Consider the following 17309-nt stretch of genomic DNA (forward strand, 5'->3'; position numbering starts at 1 on the left):
ATCTCAAATTTAATGAAAATTAGATTTAAAAACTACCAATAGTTATAAACAAAATTATGTCAATAATTACCCTTACTACTGATTACGGCTTAAAAGACCACTTTGTTGGTTCGCTAAAGGGTAAGATTTTATCTGAATATTCAGAGGCTCAAATAATTGACATTTCTCATGATATAGATCCGTTTAATACTGCCGAAGCAAGTTACATTATCGGAGCATCTTATTTAAGTTTCCCAAAAGGAACTGTACACCTTATTGGTGTTGACATTGAGCGCAATAAAGAGAACCAGCATATCGCCATGCAATGGAACGATCATTACTTTATTTGTGCCGATAACGGAATTTTAAGCATGCTTACGCAGAAAATCGTTCCCGAGAAAATTGTTGCCATTAACATTCACGATCGTTTTCCCGCAGAATCTACCGATTTGGATATTTTTATTCAGGTTGCCTGCCATATTGCAAAAGGCGGATTATTAAATGTAATTGGCAAAGAAATTACAGCTATTAAAGAGGTTACAGAATTACAAGCAGTTGTTGCCGGTGATGGAAACTCAATAAAAGGATATGTAATTTATATCGATCATTTTGGAAACGTAATTACAAATATTTCGAAAAAACAATTTTTAGAAATCTCACGTGGTCGCCCGTACGAAATTGTCATGAATACAAAAAACATCAAAACTATTTTACCAAATTATTCAGCAATTGCGACTTCTGATAAATATCCTATAAAAACCTACGAAGGCGAAAAACTGGCTATTTTTAATGAAGCCGGATTTCTTGAAATTGCCATTTTTAGAAGCAATCCTTCAAAAGTGGGTTCTGCAAATAGTTTGTTAGGATTGAATTATCGTGATGTTATTACGATTCAGTTTTCTTGATTTTAGATTAATAGCACACGGATTTTACGGATTGAGCGGATTTACACGGATTATATTTAATCTTTTGTTCTTTGATCAAAGAAATTACTCTATTTATATTTTAGACATAGCCCGCGGTTTCAACCGCGGGGACGCATCATCTATACATGATGTCTACATGGTTGAAATCGTGGGCTATATTTGAAATACGATAAGACATTAGAATCCAAAAAAAATATGTATTTATAATATTTTATTTTTTCATAAAAAGAACAATCAAAATTGGTATTTTTGCCCGCTTATTAGATTTTTTCAATCTAAAATCTAATATCAGAAATCTAAAATTAGAATATGTTTGTTCGAATAGTAAAAATGAGCTTTCACGAAGAAAAAATTCCTGATTTTTTGGAGAATTTTGAAACTGTAAAAGACAAAATACGAAATGCAGAAGGAAATCGTTTTTTAGAACTGTATCAGGACAAAAATGATAAATGCATATTTTTTACCTATAGTTATTGGGAAACCGAAACTGATTTAGAAAATTACAGACAATCTGAACTTTTTAACTCTGTTTGGAGTTTTGCAAAAAAACTATTCAATGCAAAACCAGAAGCGTGGAGCGTTGATAAAATTGTTTCTTTAGTTTAACGTTTCAAGTTGCATACGTAACGTGAAGATTGGAACGAATTAACCGCAAAGAACGCAAAGAAAATATTTAAAAGGTTTAGAAAACACAAAGTTCGCAAAGCTGGAACTTGAAACCTGAAACTTGAAACAATATAAATAATTAAAATATAAAAGGTTTAGAAACGAAAAGTTCAAAGTAAAGCAACTTGAAACCTGAAACAAGAAAAACTTGAAACAAAACATATGAAATCAATCATTTTAAGAGAAATAAAATCTTTTTTTGGCTCTCCTATTGGCTATTTGGTTATTGCTATATTCTTAATTAGCAATGGACTATTTTTATGGGTTTTTGAAGGAGATTACAATATACTGAATACCGGCTATGCAGATCTGACTCCGTTTTTTACTTTAACGCCGTGGATTTTAATTTTCCTGATTCCGGCCGTAACGATGAGAAGTTTCTCTGACGAAAAAAAACAAGGAACTCTTGAATTACTTTTAACCAAACCATTGTCAATTTGGGAAATCGTAAACGGAAAATTTTTAGGTTCATTATTTCTGATTGTTTTGGCGATTATTCCAACGTTTATTTATGTCAAGGTAATTTCGAATTTGGGTTCTCCCGAAGGAAATATTGACATGGGCAGTACAATTGGTTCTTATTTCGGATTGTTGTTTTTAATAGCTGCTTATTCTGCTATCGGAATTTTCACTTCTACCCTATCCGAAAATCAAATAGTTGCTTTTATCATTGCCGTTTTTTTATGTTTTCTTTTTTATTTTGGTTTTGAAGGTTTAGCAACATTAATTCCTGGTTTCAGCAATATTATTGTCGCTTTTGGTATGCAGGATCATTTTAAAAGTATGAGCCGGGGCGTTATTGATACACGAGATGTTATTTATTTTTTAAGCATCACAGTATTATTTTTGTCTTTTACTGTTTATCAATTAAAATCATTTAAAGCCTAATGAAAGCATCCAATCAACAAAATATCAAAGCATTAGGTATTACAGTTTTCGTTCTAATCGTTTTAAATGTATTAGGAAGTTTATTTTTCCACCGATTTGATTTGACAAAAGACAAACGATATACTTTATCTGAAACCTCTTTACAAATTGTAAAACAGGTTAAAAATCCGCTATCAATCAAGATTTATATGCAGGGCGATTTACCTGCAGATTTTAGACGACTACAGCAGGAAACTAAACAGTTACTAGAAGAATTTCAGGCTTATAACGCTAATATTGTTTTCGAATTTGTAAATCCTATGGAAAACGAAGACGAAAGCATGGAAGTCGTAAAATCACTTTACCAAAAAGGATTAACGCCAATAAATATTACTGTTGACGATAAAGGTAAACAATCTCAGGCAATGGTATTCCCTTGGGCAATAGCCGTTTATGACAATAAAGAAGTTAATATTCCATTACTAAAAAACATAATGGGTGCTTCGACAACACAAAAAGTAATTGGATCAATTCAGCATTTAGAATATTCGATTGCAGATGCTATTAATAAAATAACAAAAGCCAAACAAAAGAAAGTTGCCATTATAAAAGGAAACGGTGAAATAAACGAAATTCATATTTGGAACCTATTAGAAAAAGTTAGAGAAAGTTATTACATCGGACCTTTTACATTAGATTCTGTTGCCAAAAACCCTAACGGAACTTTAAAAGAACTAAAAAAATATGATTTAGCCATTATCTCAAAACCAACCGAAAGTTTCTCTGATGAAGAAAAACAGGTTTTAGATCAATTCATTATGAACGGCGGGAAAACTTTATGGTTAATTGATCAGGTTGCGGCCGATATGGACAGTCTTTACAATCAATCCGGTGCAACTCTGGCTTACCCAAGAGATTTGAATTTGAACGATATGTTCTTTAAATACGGCTTTAGAATTAATCCTGATTTGGTAAAAGACGAACAAGGAAGTCCAATAAAACTAGCCACTGGAGAACAAGGAAGCGCAACTCAATATCAGGATTTTGTATGGAAATTTGCTCCGCAGGTATATCCTACAAGCAAACATCCAATTGTAAAAAACCTGGGCGGAATTAAATTTGATTTTGCAAATCCAATAGATACTTTAAAAAACGGAATCAAAAAAACAGTTTTACTGCAATCGTCTCAATACTCAAAAGTTATCGGAACTCCGGCAGAAATTAATTTGAATATTGTAACCGAAAAAACGTCTCCGGAAGAATATTTAAACAAAGGAAACTTACCTCTTTCGGTTCTGTTAGAAGGAAATTTCCATTCTGCTTTTGAGAATCGTGTTTTACCCTTTAAGGAAAATGATTTTATAGCAAAAGGGAAACCCAATAAAATGATTGTAATTGCTGATGGCGATTTAGCCCGAAATCAATTGGACAAAAACAGGGAGCCGGTTGAATTAGGTTACGATCAACGTACAGGAAACCTGTATGACAACAAAGATTTTATCATGAATTGTATCAATTATTTGCTGGATGACACTGGACTTATTAACATTAGAAGCAAGGATGTTGAACTGCCTTTATTGGACAAAGAAAAAGTTTACGAAAATTACAGCATAACACAATTCATAACTATCGGACTTCCAATTGCAATTTTATTGATATTCGGGCTTATATTTACTTACATCCGAAAAAGAAAATACAGCAAATAGATGTTAATAAAAAAATTGCGAAACTAAGATTGTTTACGATATATTTGTAAAACCTATCTTAGTTGAAGAAAAACTAAAGAAAAGAGCAAAAAAATAAAACAAAAGACATGAAATTTATAGTATCGAGTTCGTACTTATTAAAACAATTACAAGTTTTAGGTAGTGTAATTAACAGTAACAATACGTTGCCTATTTTAGATAACTTTTTATTTGAACTAGACAATGATGCGTTGACAGTTTCAGCTTCAGATCTTGAAACTACAATGTCTGCTACATTATCTATCGATTCTAAAAGTAAAGGAAGCGTTGCTGTACCTGCCAAACTTTTGCTTGAAATTTTAAAAACGTTCCCGGAACAACCTTTAACTTTTACAGTTGAAGACAATAATACAGTTGAAATTAGTTCAAACTCAGGAAAATATGCATTGGCATACGCAGCCGGAGAAGAGTTTCCAAAAGCTGTAAATCTTGAAGATCCATCTGTAACACTTGTTCCTGCTGATGTTTTGGCAACTGCAGTAAGCAAGACTATTTTTGCTGCCGGAAATGATGATTTACGTCCGGTGATGTCTGGAGTTTTCTTCCAGTTCTCACCAGAAGGTTTGACTTTTGTAGCAACAGATGCTCATAAATTAGTTAAATATGCACGTACAGATGTAAAAGCATCTCAGGTTGCAGATTTTATTATGCCTAAAAAACCTTTGAATATTTTAAAAAGTATTTTAGGATCTTCTGACGCTGAAGTAAAAATTGAATACAACGACTCAAATGCGACTTTCTCATTTGACAATTATATTTTAATGTGTCGTTTAATTGATGGAAAATACCCAAATTATGAGGCGGTAATTCCTAAAGAAAATCCAAATAAATTAATGATCGACCGTTCTTTATTTTTAAGTTCTGTTCGTCGTGTTGCGATTTTCTCAAACAAAACAACACACCAAATTCGTTTAAAAATTGCCGGAGCGGAACTTAATGTTTCTGCAGAAGATATAGATTACTCTAACAAAGCCGAAGAAAGATTGACTTGTGATTATCAGGGAGACGACCTTCAAATTGGTTTCAATTCACGTTTTTTAACTGAAATGTTAACCAACTTGCAATCAGACATGATTATGTTAGAGATGTCATTGCCTAACAGAGCTGGGATTTTAACTCCAGTTGATGGCTTAGAAGAAGGAGAAACCGTTACCATGTTGGTAATGCCTGTAATGTTAAATAGTTAACATCAAAACTTCTTTTTGTTACAGGGATTTTTTTTAGTTTCAAATTAAAGACATATCATTGTAAAAAAAAACATCGCTATTAACCAACCATTTTTTATACCTAGAAACCGCAATTTTTTCAAAAGAGTTGCGGTTTTTTATTTTTTGTTTTTTTTGTTTCAGGTTTCAAGTTGAAATATGATAAGATGTTTCACAGATTTTTACCGCAAAGACGCAAAGTTTTTCGCAAAGTTCGCAAAGCTCAATAACCCAAAGCTTTGCGAACTTTGTGTTTTTAGACAACGTATATATAAAAACTTTTGCGCCTTTGCGGTAAAATGACAAGTTGCTCTACTCCCATTTCAACCTGAAACCTGAAACCTGAAACCTGAAACAAACAAACAAAAACCTGAAACAAATTTTTCCTTAACTTTGTATTTATGAAAATAGAAATTTGGTCGGACATCATGTGTCCGTTTTGTTATATCGGAAAAAGACAACTGGAAACAGCTTTAGCTGAATTTCCAAATGGAGAATTTGAAATTGAGTGGAAAAGTTTTCAACTTGACCCAACTGTTACACCACAATCAGGAAAAGACGTTTACACGTTTCTAGCTGAAAGAAAAGGCATCTCTGTTGAGCAATCAATAGAAATGCACAAAGGTGTTGTAGAACGAGCAAAAAGCGTTGGTTTGGATTATCATTTTGATAAGGCAATTATTTCCAATTCACTTACTGCACATCGTATTATACATTTGGCAAAAACCAAAAAATTAGGCGATGAAATGGAAGAGATTTTTTTTAAAGCTTATTTTACTGATGGAAAAGATCTAAATGATGCGCAGACATTAGTTGAATTAGGCTCCAAAGCCGGTTTAGATTCAAAAGAAGTACAAGAAATTATAGAAAATGAAAACCTTTATCTAAACGACGTAAAAAGCGATATTAGAGAAGCTCAGGAAATTGGTGTTCAAGGAGTTCCGTTTTTTGTTTTTGACAGAAAATATGCTGTTTCCGGAGCACAGCCTGTTGAAGCTTTTGTAAATACTATCAGAGAAGTACAGAAATAATTTTGATTTTAGATTAACAATTCATTTTATCAAAACGGATTGTTAATCTAAATTTTATTTTTTCGCAGGAAAATAATTCTCTTTTAAAATAATCTCCAACGGAATATAATTGGTATTTTCTACCGTTTCCTGTAAAACCAATTTTTTATACAAATAATTAACTCCCATATAACCCTGTTCTTCAGGTCTTTGATTGATTAAAAAATCAATTATTCCTTTATTCAGGTATTCTATGTTTTCTTTCAATAAATCGTAACCAATTATACGAACGCCCTTTATATTGTTTTGTTCTAAAAAACGGGCAACAATATAAGCTCTGGAATTAGGCACAAAAACACTGTTTATTCCCGAAAATATTTCCAACGATAATTGATCAATTCCGGTATCTTTAATAGTAACTTCTGAGAATTTAAAATTTGTAAGTTCGGTATGATCTTTAAAAAAAGAATAAAAACCATCAATACGCTGTAAATAAACAGATGTACTTTCTATTTCTCTGGTGATTTTAAAAATCAGAACCTGCCTTTCGTTATTTACGGCAAAACTAATCAGTCTTCCTGCCAGATAACCACTCTGAAAAGCATCCTGCCCTACATAAACATGTTCTTCATTATTTGAAATATTAGAATCGATCATAACAACCGGAATATTTTTCTTTTCATATTCGTTTAAAAACCGAACGGATTCTTCATAAAAAATTGGAGCAAACAATAATCCATTACAATCAAAGTCTAATACTTTTTCAACGGTTTTTTTGAATGAAACTTCGTTAAAATCATAGAAAAAATAATCAAGTACAACACCAAATTTCCCAAATTCAATAGCTGCTTTTTCTATTCCGCTAATCTGGCTTTTCCAATATTCTATATTTTCATATTTAGGTAAAAAAACGGCAAAGCGAAACTTCTTATTTAATGCCAGATTACTCGCCAAAATATTGCGTTTATAGCCATATTGTTCAATTATAGCATTTACTTTATCTACATTATCCTGAGTAACCTGTCCGCGATTATGAATTATCCGGTCAACAGTTCCTGGTGAAACATTAGCTAATTCTGCTATTTTTTTGATTGTTATGATAATGATTTATTTTTTAAGTTAAAAGGGGATTTTTAAGTCTGTAAAATTAATTTTTTTTGGATATGATGAGTTGTTTTAGAAAACTTTTTATATACATTTGTAAAGCTCGTGTGCGTACACGTAAAATTACATAATTTACATACAAAATTGTAAATTATTTATCTTTTTTGAAATAATTATACATAAAAAAATCAAATACAAAATTTAAAATATGATTATAGACATTTTAAATAATGCGAAGAGATATTCAGGTTTACATCCGAATTTTAAAAAAGCATTTGATTATTTAAGTCAAAATGATTTGAATAATCTTGAACCTGGTTCGTTTGAAATTGCAGAAGGATTAAAAGTAATTGTAATTTCCGGAGAAGGGACAACCAGAGAAGAAAGTATAAAAGGGTTTGAATGTCATGACCAAAATATTGACATACAATATTCTATAAATGGCCCTGAAACTTTTGCCTGGAAACCAAGAGAAAAATGTGTGAATCCAAACGGAGAATATAGTGATGAAAAAGATGTTCGTTTTTTTCACGACAAACCCGATACATTTTTTGAATTGCAGGAAGGACAATTTTGTATTCTGTTTCCCGAAGATGTTCACGCTGCAATGATTGGTGAAGGGATTATTAAAAAAATAGTTATAAAAGTAAAGATTAAATAAATTCCAATTTTTTAAAATTCCAAATTCCAAACTAAAAAATAAATTCCAAATTTTAAATAGCAAATTCCAATCTTAAAATTAAATTTTAAAATTTCAAATCCCAATTTTTAAAGCTTGCGATTGGAATTTGGAATTTAAAAAATTGGAATTTAATCAACACAAATAAACTAAATACATGAATTCAATATTTAACCTTGAAGGAAAAATTGCCCTAATCACCGGTGGTGCTGGTGTATTGGGAAGCAATTTTGCAAATGTTTTGGCAAAACAAGGCGTAATTGTCGGCATTGTTTCTCAATCGATTGACAAAGCCAATAAAACAGTAGCAGAAATCGAAAGCATTGGCGGTAAAGCTTTTGCGATACAAGCCAACGTATTAAACAAAGAAGAACTGGAAAAAGCCAAAGATGCTATTGTTGAAAAATACGGTCGTCTTGACATTTTGATTAATGCTGCGGGAGGAAATATGCCAGGCGCAACCATTCAGCCCGATCAGGCAATTTATGATATGAAAACTGATGATTTACAAAAGGTTATCGATTTGAATATCATCGGAACCATGCTTCCTTCGCAGGTTTTTGCAGAACTTTTTGCGAAACAAAAACAGGGAATTATTATCAATATTTCGTCGGCATCGGCACAAAGGCCTTTGACAAGAGTTGTGGGTTATTCGGCTTCGAAAGCGGCGATTGATAATTTCACACAATGGATGTCGGTGGAACTGGCTTCAAAATATGGTGAAGGAATTCGTGTAAATGCTATTTCACCGGGATTTTTTATAGGTGAACAAAACAGGGCTTTATTATTGACTCCGGAAGGAAAATTAACTCCAAGAGGAGAAAAAATCATTGAACATACACCAATGGGAAGATTTGGAACTCCGGAAGATATTGACGGTGCTCTTTTATTTTTATGCAGCGATATGTCAAAATTTGTAACGGGAACGATTATAAAAGTAGATGGTGGATTTGCCGCAACGAGTATTTAAAATCTGCTATTCGACTCCTGCAATCCCGAAACTTCGGGATAAAACCTTGTAGGTATGCAAGACGGCCTGTTTGTCTACAATCTTTGTCATGAGACGCAGATTAAACGGATTTGCTTTGCAAAGACGCGGATTTAAACGGATTTTTATTTTAGAGATAAAATAAAACGAAAATGTTTCTTATGAAAACGAGTGCCCTAGCCCCGATAGAAGTGAAAATCCTTTTGTGTAATGAAATGGAGCAAAAGATTGTAACGGATAGCGGGAAATAGCTCCTTAAAAAACTATAAATAATTATACCTACAAGATTTCGAAAACCTTGCAGGAACTAATAAAAAACATAAAAAATGGAACAAACATTAAGATGGTTCGGCCCAAAAGATCCGGTTTCTTTGCAGGATATTAAACAAACCGGAGCAACCGGAATCGTAACCGCGCTGCACCATATTCCGAACGGAGAAGTGTGGACTATTGAAGAAATCATTAAAAGAAAAGTTGAAATTGAACACGAAAATGGTGATCCTAAAAAAGGTGCATCAGGTTTAGTCTGGTCTGTAGTTGAAAGTATTCCGGTTCACGAAGACATTAAAAAGCAAACTGGAAAATACCTGCAATACATTGAAAATTATAAGGAAAGCATTCGGAATTTGGCGTTATGCGGAATCAAATGTATTTGCTACAATTTTATGCCGGTTTTAGATTGGTCCAGAACCGATTTATCGTATACGGTTGAAGACGGATCAAAAGCGCTGCGTTTTGATATTAATGCTTTTGCAGCTTTTGAATTGTTTATTTTGAAACGACCGGGCGCAGAAAAAGAATATTCATCTATTCAGATCGAAAAGGCTACTAAGTATTTTCATGCTATGACGGATGATGATAAAGTAAAGCTTCAGCAAAACATTCTTGCGGGACTTCCGGGTGCCGAAGAAGCCTATTCTGTAGAGGATTTTTTGATTACTTTGAGTGCTTATAACCATATTGACAGAAAAGCATTAAAGGAAAATCTTTTCTTCTTTTTAAAACAAATTATTCCGGTTGCTGAAAATAAAGGCGTTTTGATGGCGATTCATCCTGACGATCCTCCCTACCCTATTCTAGGTTTACCGAGAGTGGTAAGTACCGAAGAAGATTTAACAGAATTAATGGCAGCGTACAATTCAAAATCAAACGGATTCACCATGTGTACTGGCTCTTACGGCGTTCGTGCAGATAATGATTTACCCGGAATTGTAAGACGTCACGGCGATAAAATGAATTTTATTCACCTGAGAAGTACACAAAGAGACGAAGAAGGAAGTTTTTACGAAGCCAATCATCTGGAAGGAAATGTAGACATGTACGAAGTTGTAAAAGCAATTCTTGAAGTAGAAAAAAGAAACAACAGCACATTGCCAATGCGTCCGGATCACGGTCACCAAATGCTGGATGATTTGAATAAAAAGACGAATCCTGGCTACTCTGCAATCGGGCGTTTGAGAGGTTTGGCTGAATTAAGAGGGCTTGAAATGGGGATTAAAAGATCCATATAAAAATTTTGCCACGAAGGCACTAGGGCGCTAAGTTTTTATTTCACGCAGATTTTAAAAAGATTTAAGCAGATATGCGCAGATGATTATTTAAATTAATTAAAAAATAAATCTGCTCAAATCTGCAAAATCTGCGTGAAAAAATCATTTTAATTCTTTAATTCTTGACTTAAAAAACTTCGTGTCTTAGCGCCTTCGTGGCAAAACGGCAAAAAAAACTAACTATCATAATAACCACAAACCATGAATAGTCAAAGCCTTATTATTTGTTGCAGCCTTTTTGTAAACAGTATCGCATTTAGCCAGCAAACGCCAAAAATACTGACTGATTTAAAAGCAAATTACCTTCCTGATTTTAGTTACGCCGGCTATCATTTCGGCGAAAGCCAGATTCCTGAAGCTACAGGAAAAATTATAAATGCCGTAGATTTTGGCGTAAAAACAAATGACGGTTTAGATGATTCTAAAGCTTTGTTGAAAGCCATAAAAGCAGCAACTGAAACCGAAGGAAATGTGATTCTGCAATTGCCTGCAGGACGAATTATTCTGAGTGAAGTTTTGTATATCGAAAGAAGCAATTTTGTACTTCGCGGTGCAGGTTCGGGTGAAAACGGAACCGAGATTTATTGTCCGCGACCAATGATGTACCTTAAAAATCCGGAATCGCTGGCTGAACTTCGCGAATATCTAACGACTTTTGATAAAAGACAACGTGAACCTGAAAATAATGTCGATTTGCCTTTTTCGCAATATGCATGGTCGGGCGGGTTTATCTGGACACAGATTCCTGGCGAACGTGTAAAATCGTATTTGGATAAATATGAACCGGTTCCTAATGTTCTGGCGAAAGTCATTTCTGGAAATATGGGCGAACATATTATTTCGGTTTCTGATGTAAAAGGATTGAAAGTTGGTGATATTGTCGAGCTTCAATTGTTTAATAAAGATGGCGAAAACGGCGAAATTATTACCGATTTATATAAAGGTGCAAAAGTAAAACCGGGTTCACATCATTGGAAATTTCCAAAACTTCCAATCGTAAGACAACAAGTCGAAATCACTAAAATTTCAAACTCAAAAATTACCATAAAAACGCCGTTGACGATTGCGATAAAACCAAGTTATCAGGCGCAATTGGTTGAATGGAAACATTTAAACGAAGTGGGAATCGAACATCTTCGTTTTACTTTTCCTAATATTCCGAGAGTTGCACATCATGTGGAACCGGGGAATAATGCGATATTTTTAACGCGTGTTTTTAATAGTTGGGTCAAAGATGTCACGATCACCAATGCTGACAGCGGAATTTTAGGCGAAGAAATTTCGAATGTAACCGTTCAGGATATTGTGACCGATGGAAATCATATGGCGCATTATACCGTAACTTTAGGCGGTGTCCATAATGTTTTGGTTAAGAATCTGAAAATCTATAATAAAACGGTTCACCCGTTGAGTTTCAATACTTTTGCTACTAAAAACGTCTATCTAAATTGTGAAATTTTTGCAGATCCGCTTTTAGATCAGCATTCGGGAGCGAATCATCAAAATTTATTTGATCATATTACGGTGCATATCAATCCGGATAAAAACAATAGTTACCTCTTATTTGGCGGTGGCGGCGCAGATTATTGGAAACCTTCGCACGGACCTTTTAGTACTTTTTGGAATCTAAATGTTCAGGTTGAAAAACCTTCAGATAAGCCCGTTTTATTATATGGAATGAAAGATGGACCTTTTGCGAGAATTATTGGTGTAAACGGAAATGCAAAATTTGAAGTAAAATACGAACCTGATGCTTATATTGAGTTTTTAAATATGCCGTTGGATCAGATTCCCTCGTTATATGATTATCAATTAAAGAAGCGTTTGAAATAATCTTTTTTGCCACAGATTTCACAGATTAAAAAGATTAATTTCTTTGCGTTAAATCGCCACGAATTCACGAATTATTGTGCATAATAATTATAAAAATTCTTGAATTCGTAGCTTTAAAATCTCACCGAAATCTTTGTCAAAGTTTTAAACTTTGACAAAGATAATCACAATAAAATTCGTGAATTCGTGGCTAAAAAAAACTTTGTCCTTTGCAACTCTGCACCTTTGCACCTTAAAAAAAACCACCATGAAATACAAAATAGCTTTTCTGGTTCTACTCTTTATTTCGGGTAATATATTTTCCCAAAATAAATACCGCCTCAAAAATATCTCGACGACAGATGGGCTTTCGCAGAGTTCTGTTATAGCGATTCATCAGGATAAATTTGGGCAAATGTGGTTTGGTACGCGCGACGGGCTTAATAAATATGACGGAAGTCACTTTACCATTTTCAGAAATGATGCTGCTGATAAATCGTCTATTAGTAACAACGATATTTTGGCAATCGAAGAAGATAATACGGGCAAAATTTGGGTTGGAACCTACAACGGATTAAATTGTTATGATCCTGTTACGAATACTTTTAAAAGATATTTACATACCAAAAACAATCATACAATAAGCAATAATGCTGTTTGGTCGATCAGGGAAATCAACAACGAAATGTGGTTTGGTACTTCAAAAGGATTGACAATTTACAATAGAAATACAGGAAAATTTACTTCTTTTTTTCATTCTGATAATGATGATGCCACTTTACCGAGCAATAATATCCTTACTATTTTAAAAACCAAAAAAGGAAAAATCTGGGTTGGAACCACAAAAGGTTTATGTGTGGTTAAAAGCAGAAAATTCGGAAAGCTTTCTTTTAGAAATTACCGCTTAAATAATACTGATCTTCTTAATGTTCAATCTATAAAAGAGGACAGTGACGGAAATTTATGGGTTGGAACTAAAAACAAAGGGCTTTTAAAATTTGATACTTCTGACAATAAATTTGTTTCTTTTTTACCTGATAATAAATACAAAGAGATTAATTCTGATATTCGTTCTCTGGCCTTTGATAATCAAGGTTCTTTATGGATTGGAGCTTATGACGGAATTTACATTTTAGGAAAGGACAAAAGCATTCAAAAAATAAATAACAGCAATAATAACAACGGAATCGATAAGGTAAAATCGGTATTTATTGATAAAAAGGGTTCGGTTTGGATTGGCTGTTATTACAAAGGAGTGAATATTTGGGATGTTTCGAATGTTAATTTCTCTAATTATAATCAGAATTCTAAAAAGATTCCGATGAGTTTTGATGTCGTGAGTTCTATTATTTCAGACAAGAATCATAATATTTATTTTGGAACTGAAGGAGGTGGAATTACGATTTTTAACCAAAATACCGAAGCGGTAAGTTACATTAACAGCAAAACGAATCAGACGAATAAAAATGACATTAAATCAATGTGTCTTTCTGAAGATAATATTCTCTGGATTGGAACTTTCTCTAAAGGAATTTCTGCTTACAATATAATTTCTAAAAGAATTGAAGACAACCGAATTGCATCGGATTTAAGTGATTTACTGAAAGAAAGCGGCGTTTATTCACTTAAAACAGAAGGAAACGGAATTTTATGGATTGGAACTTTTGGGAAAGGTTTGATTCGGTATAATACGATTTCAAAAACTTTTCAGGTGATTGGGAACGATATGGCTTCTGCCAATTTCCTGACGAATAATATTGTTCGAACTCTTTTGGTAAACCAAAATAAACTTTGGATTGGAACTCAAAACGGTCTGAATTGCATTTCGCTAAAAGATTTTCAGCAAAATAAATATACAATAAAACATTACTTTTTTGATTCCTCAGCTTTGTCCGGCGATGATATTCTAACGTTGTTTAAGGACAGTCAAAACAAAATTTGGGTTGGAACTAAAGCGAAAGGATTGCATTATTTTGATGGAAAAAAATTCAACAGAATCAATCTTAAAGTAGGAAACACGATTATTACTTCCATACATTCTATTCTCGAAGATGATGACAAAAACCTTTGGATTAGTACGAATCAGGGAATTATAAAATACAGCACAATCCTGAAAAAGTTAGTTCTTTATGACCAAAAAGATGGTTTGGCGAGTAATGAATTTAATGATAATGCCGCTTTAAAATTAGATTCGAATCAGTTTTATTTCGGAAGTCCATCTGGAGCGACTTATTTTGATGCCAAAAAAATCTCCCTGAATGATTATGCACCTCAGGTTTTAATTACAAGTTTGAAAATTAAAAATGAGACGATTAATCCAAACAGAAAAGATAAAATTTTGGAGAAAAGCATTGTCTATACCAGAAACATAACATTAGATTACGACAAAGCCAATTTCTCGATCAGTTTTGCGATTCCAAATTACATTCGATCCAAAAACAATCAATACAGTTATCGTTTAATTGGGTTAGAAAATAATTGGACGATTACCAAAAATAACGAAGCGATATTTGCAATTCAAAACCCTGGAACCTATCGATTTGAAGTTCGTGGCGCCAACAATGACGGTGTTTGGAATCACATTCCGACTACTTTAACAGTTGTTGTAAAACCGGCTCCGTGGCGCAGTATCTGGGCGTTTTTATTGTACGGAATCATTATTGGTTCTGCATTATACGGCTTGATCTGGATTATGAAATCGAAAGCCAGACTAAAACAAAAACTCGAACTGGAATATCTGGAAACCAAACGTATTGAAGAAAACAACCGCGCAAAACTGGATTTCTTTACGAATATTTCACACGAATTCAGAACGCCTCTAACTTTGATTCTTGGGCCGTTACAACAGATTTTATCGGATTATAACGGAACAAACGAAATGTATAAAAAGCTTTTGGTGATCGAAGGAAGCGCAAATCATCTTTTGAGTCTGATTAACCGTTTGATGGATTTTAGAAAACTCGAAAACGATCAGGTTAAATTGGAATCGGCAAACGGAAATATTGTCAAATTTACCAAAGAAATCTTTTTGTCTTTTATCGAATATGCCAAAGATGGCGGCTACAATTATACTTTTGAAACTCAGGAAGAAGAGATTTTGGTTTATTTCGATCGTTACAAACTCGAACGTGTTTTTTATAATTTGATTTCGAATGCGTTTCGTTATACACCAAAAGGTGGCAATATCAACATAAAAATCAATCACGATCACGAGAATTTATTTATTGCGGTTGAAGATTCAGGAGTTGGAATTGCGGATGAACATATTGACAAAATTTTTGATTTGTTTTTTGAAGTTCCGCTTCATAATAATGTTCAGAAAAATTATAATAAAGGAACCGGAATTGGTTTATCGATCGTAAAAAATATTGTCAAACTTCATAAAGGAAATATTGAAGTTACAAATAAAGAAACGGGCGGTGTTGTATTTAAAGTCACGCTTCCGTTAGGACGCGCACATTTACTGGACAATGAAATTATCGAAAATTTTAAAATCAGCGATGATATTGCGCAATATTCAGCGCAGCTAGAAACGCAGGAAATTACAGAATATGAAGATATTGACGATTTTGTGGTTGATGGAGAAAAGCAAACCATTCTGTTAGTGGAAGATCATAAGGTTTTGAGAACTTTTATGAAAAATTTACTCAAAAAAGAATACAATATTATTGAAGCCGAAAACGGCAAAATAGCATTTGAAAAAGCATTACAACACGTTCCCAATTTAATTATCAGCGACGTAATTATGCCCGAAATGGTGGGAACAGAATTGTGTTCTAAAATAAAAGAAAACCTAAAAACAAGTCATGTTCCGGTTATTCTATTGACTTCGAGATCTTCATTGGTTTATAAATTTGAAGGATTAGAAAGCGGTGCCGATGATTATATCAGTAAACCATTTAATCTGATTGAATTTAAACTTCGGGTCAAAAACCTTTTAAATTCAACCGAAAGATTAAAAAATAAATTTACAAGCCAGGACAATTTTGTTCCGTCAGAAATTACGGTTTCGTCTCTGGATGAAGAATTATTGAAAAAAGCATTCAAAATTGTCGAAGAAAACATTTCGAACGAACAATTTGATATTCCGCTTTTCTGTTCAGAATTGGGCGTTAGCCGAACGATGTTATTCTTAAAAATTAAAGCGTGGACGAATTATACGCCAAACGAATTTATTCATGAAATAAGATTAAAACGCGCCGCTCAATTATTGGAACAAAACAAATTGAATGTTTCTGAAGTAAGTTATAAAGTTGGTTTCAACAATCCGAAATACTTCAGCAAATGTTTTCAAAAAAGGTACGGAGAAACGCCGTCGCAATTTGCTGACAAATTTAGCGAAAAAATCTCCTGATGTATTCCTGCAATCCCGAAGGTTCGGGACAAAACCTTGTAGGTATAGATTTTAAACACAAATTTCACGAATTGCCACTAATTAGTTCGTGAAATCAATTTCACAAACTAAGCTAACGATTGAAAATTGTGGAAATTCGTGAAATTCATGTTTATATTTCTATGTGTTAGAAATAATTACATTCAACGGAGAACCTTCAAATTTTAAAAAATATAAATGAATACCTACAAGGTTTTGAAAACCTTGCAGGAAGAAGAACTTCAATTAATTACAAATTCTGTAATAATTCCTAAATCCGCATATTTAAAGGCTTAAAAAAGGGTATCTGTATTTTTAGATACCCTTTTTTGTATTTCTATATCGTTTGCGCCTGATATATTTGCGATATGAAAATCAAAAAAACAAAATTCCTGCTGCTGCAAAT

General features: G+C 33.2%; 12 protein-coding genes. 11 read left to right on the forward strand and 1 reads right to left on the reverse strand.

The features are described from left to right. The first annotated feature begins 56 nt into the window (after nt 1-56). From BUE22_RS22945 to BUE22_RS22970, 6 genes are all read left to right on the forward strand, one after another. Nucleotides 57-884, forward strand: coding sequence for an SAM hydrolase/SAM-dependent halogenase family protein (locus BUE22_RS22945; RefSeq protein WP_073398287.1), 828 nt, complete (start codon nt 57-59; stop codon nt 882-884). Nucleotides 885-1214: 330 nt separating this feature from the next. After that, nucleotides 1215-1511, forward strand: a complete 297-nt coding sequence (locus BUE22_RS22950; protein ID WP_073398288.1) for a putative quinol monooxygenase — start codon at nt 1215-1217, stop codon at nt 1509-1511. A gap of 222 nt (nt 1512-1733) precedes the next feature. Beyond that, nucleotides 1734-2459, forward strand: a complete 726-nt coding sequence (gldF, locus tag BUE22_RS22955) for a gliding motility-associated ABC transporter permease subunit GldF (RefSeq protein WP_073398289.1) — start codon at nt 1734-1736, stop codon at nt 2457-2459. Next, complete coding sequence (gene gldG, locus BUE22_RS22960) at nt 2459-4144, forward strand: gliding motility-associated ABC transporter substrate-binding protein GldG (protein ID WP_073398290.1); 1686 nt, start codon at nt 2459-2461, stop codon at nt 4142-4144. The genes gldF and gldG overlap by 1 nt, the downstream gene beginning before the upstream one ends. A gap of 107 nt (nt 4145-4251) precedes the next feature. Then, nucleotides 4252-5370: a DNA polymerase III subunit beta gene (dnaN, locus tag BUE22_RS22965; RefSeq protein ID WP_042566471.1), complete on the forward strand. Its 1119-nt coding sequence runs from the start codon at nt 4252-4254 to the stop codon at nt 5368-5370. A 419-nt stretch (nt 5371-5789) separates the two neighbouring features. After that, nucleotides 5790-6419: a DsbA family oxidoreductase gene (locus BUE22_RS22970; RefSeq protein WP_073398291.1), complete on the forward strand. Its 630-nt coding sequence runs from the start codon at nt 5790-5792 to the stop codon at nt 6417-6419. 54 nt (nt 6420-6473) lie between these two features. Here the strand turns inward: BUE22_RS22970 and BUE22_RS22975 are convergent, their stop codons facing one another. Beyond that, nucleotides 6474-7505, reverse strand: coding sequence for a substrate-binding domain-containing protein (locus BUE22_RS22975; protein WP_073398292.1), 1032 nt, complete (start codon nt 7503-7505; stop codon nt 6474-6476). A gap of 205 nt (nt 7506-7710) precedes the next feature. On the opposite strand from BUE22_RS22975, the gene BUE22_RS22980 reads away from it, so the two are divergent. The 5 genes from BUE22_RS22980 to BUE22_RS23000 all read left to right on the forward strand — a co-directional run bounded on the left by BUE22_RS22980 (nt 7711) and on the right by BUE22_RS23000 (nt 16885). Then, entirely contained in the window at nt 7711-8163 is a 453-nt protein-coding gene (locus BUE22_RS22980; RefSeq protein WP_073398293.1) for a NanQ anomerase/TabA/YiaL family protein, read from the forward strand. A gap of 175 nt (nt 8164-8338) precedes the next feature. Further along, a complete protein-coding gene (locus BUE22_RS22985; RefSeq protein WP_073398294.1) occupies nt 8339-9151 on the forward strand; it encodes an SDR family oxidoreductase in 813 nt (270 codons plus the stop codon). 344 nt (nt 9152-9495) lie between these two features. After that, on the forward strand, nt 9496-10680 hold the full coding sequence (gene uxuA, locus BUE22_RS22990; RefSeq protein WP_073398295.1) for a mannonate dehydratase: 1185 nt from the start codon (nt 9496-9498) through the stop codon (nt 10678-10680). Nucleotides 10681-10920: 240 nt separating this feature from the next. After that, entirely contained in the window at nt 10921-12552 is a 1632-nt protein-coding gene (locus tag BUE22_RS22995; protein ID WP_073398296.1) for a hypothetical protein, read from the forward strand. A gap of 247 nt (nt 12553-12799) precedes the next feature. Continuing rightward, nucleotides 12800-16885, forward strand: coding sequence for a two-component regulator propeller domain-containing protein (locus BUE22_RS23000; protein ID WP_073398297.1), 4086 nt, complete (start codon nt 12800-12802; stop codon nt 16883-16885). The last annotated feature ends 424 nt before the right edge of the window (nt 16886-17309 follow it).

Source organism: Flavobacterium pectinovorum (assembly GCF_900142715.1).
GTDB classification, from domain to species: Bacteria; Bacteroidota; Bacteroidia; order Flavobacteriales; family Flavobacteriaceae; genus Flavobacterium; species Flavobacterium pectinovorum.

What these genes read in the sequence shown, in the direction of transcription:
- BUE22_RS22945 (WP_073398287.1), top strand. Translation starts at nt 57, where the DNA reads ATGTCAATAATTACCCTTACTACTGATTACGGCTTAAAAGACCACTTT.
- BUE22_RS22950 (WP_073398288.1), top strand. Translation starts at nt 1,215, where the DNA reads ATGTTTGTTCGAATAGTAAAAATGAGCTTTCACGAAGAAAAAATTCCT.
- gldF (WP_073398289.1), top strand. Translation starts at nt 1,734, where the DNA reads ATGAAATCAATCATTTTAAGAGAAATAAAATCTTTTTTTGGCTCTCCT.
- gldG (WP_073398290.1), top strand. Translation starts at nt 2,459, where the DNA reads ATGAAAGCATCCAATCAACAAAATATCAAAGCATTAGGTATTACAGTT.
- dnaN (WP_042566471.1), top strand. Translation starts at nt 4,252, where the DNA reads ATGAAATTTATAGTATCGAGTTCGTACTTATTAAAACAATTACAAGTT.
- BUE22_RS22970 (WP_073398291.1), top strand. Translation starts at nt 5,790, where the DNA reads ATGAAAATAGAAATTTGGTCGGACATCATGTGTCCGTTTTGTTATATC.
- BUE22_RS22980 (WP_073398293.1), top strand. Translation starts at nt 7,711, where the DNA reads ATGATTATAGACATTTTAAATAATGCGAAGAGATATTCAGGTTTACAT.
- BUE22_RS22985 (WP_073398294.1), top strand. Translation starts at nt 8,339, where the DNA reads ATGAATTCAATATTTAACCTTGAAGGAAAAATTGCCCTAATCACCGGT.
- uxuA (WP_073398295.1), top strand. Translation starts at nt 9,496, where the DNA reads ATGGAACAAACATTAAGATGGTTCGGCCCAAAAGATCCGGTTTCTTTG.
- BUE22_RS22995 (WP_073398296.1), top strand. Translation starts at nt 10,921, where the DNA reads ATGAATAGTCAAAGCCTTATTATTTGTTGCAGCCTTTTTGTAAACAGT.
- BUE22_RS23000 (WP_073398297.1), top strand. Translation starts at nt 12,800, where the DNA reads ATGAAATACAAAATAGCTTTTCTGGTTCTACTCTTTATTTCGGGTAAT.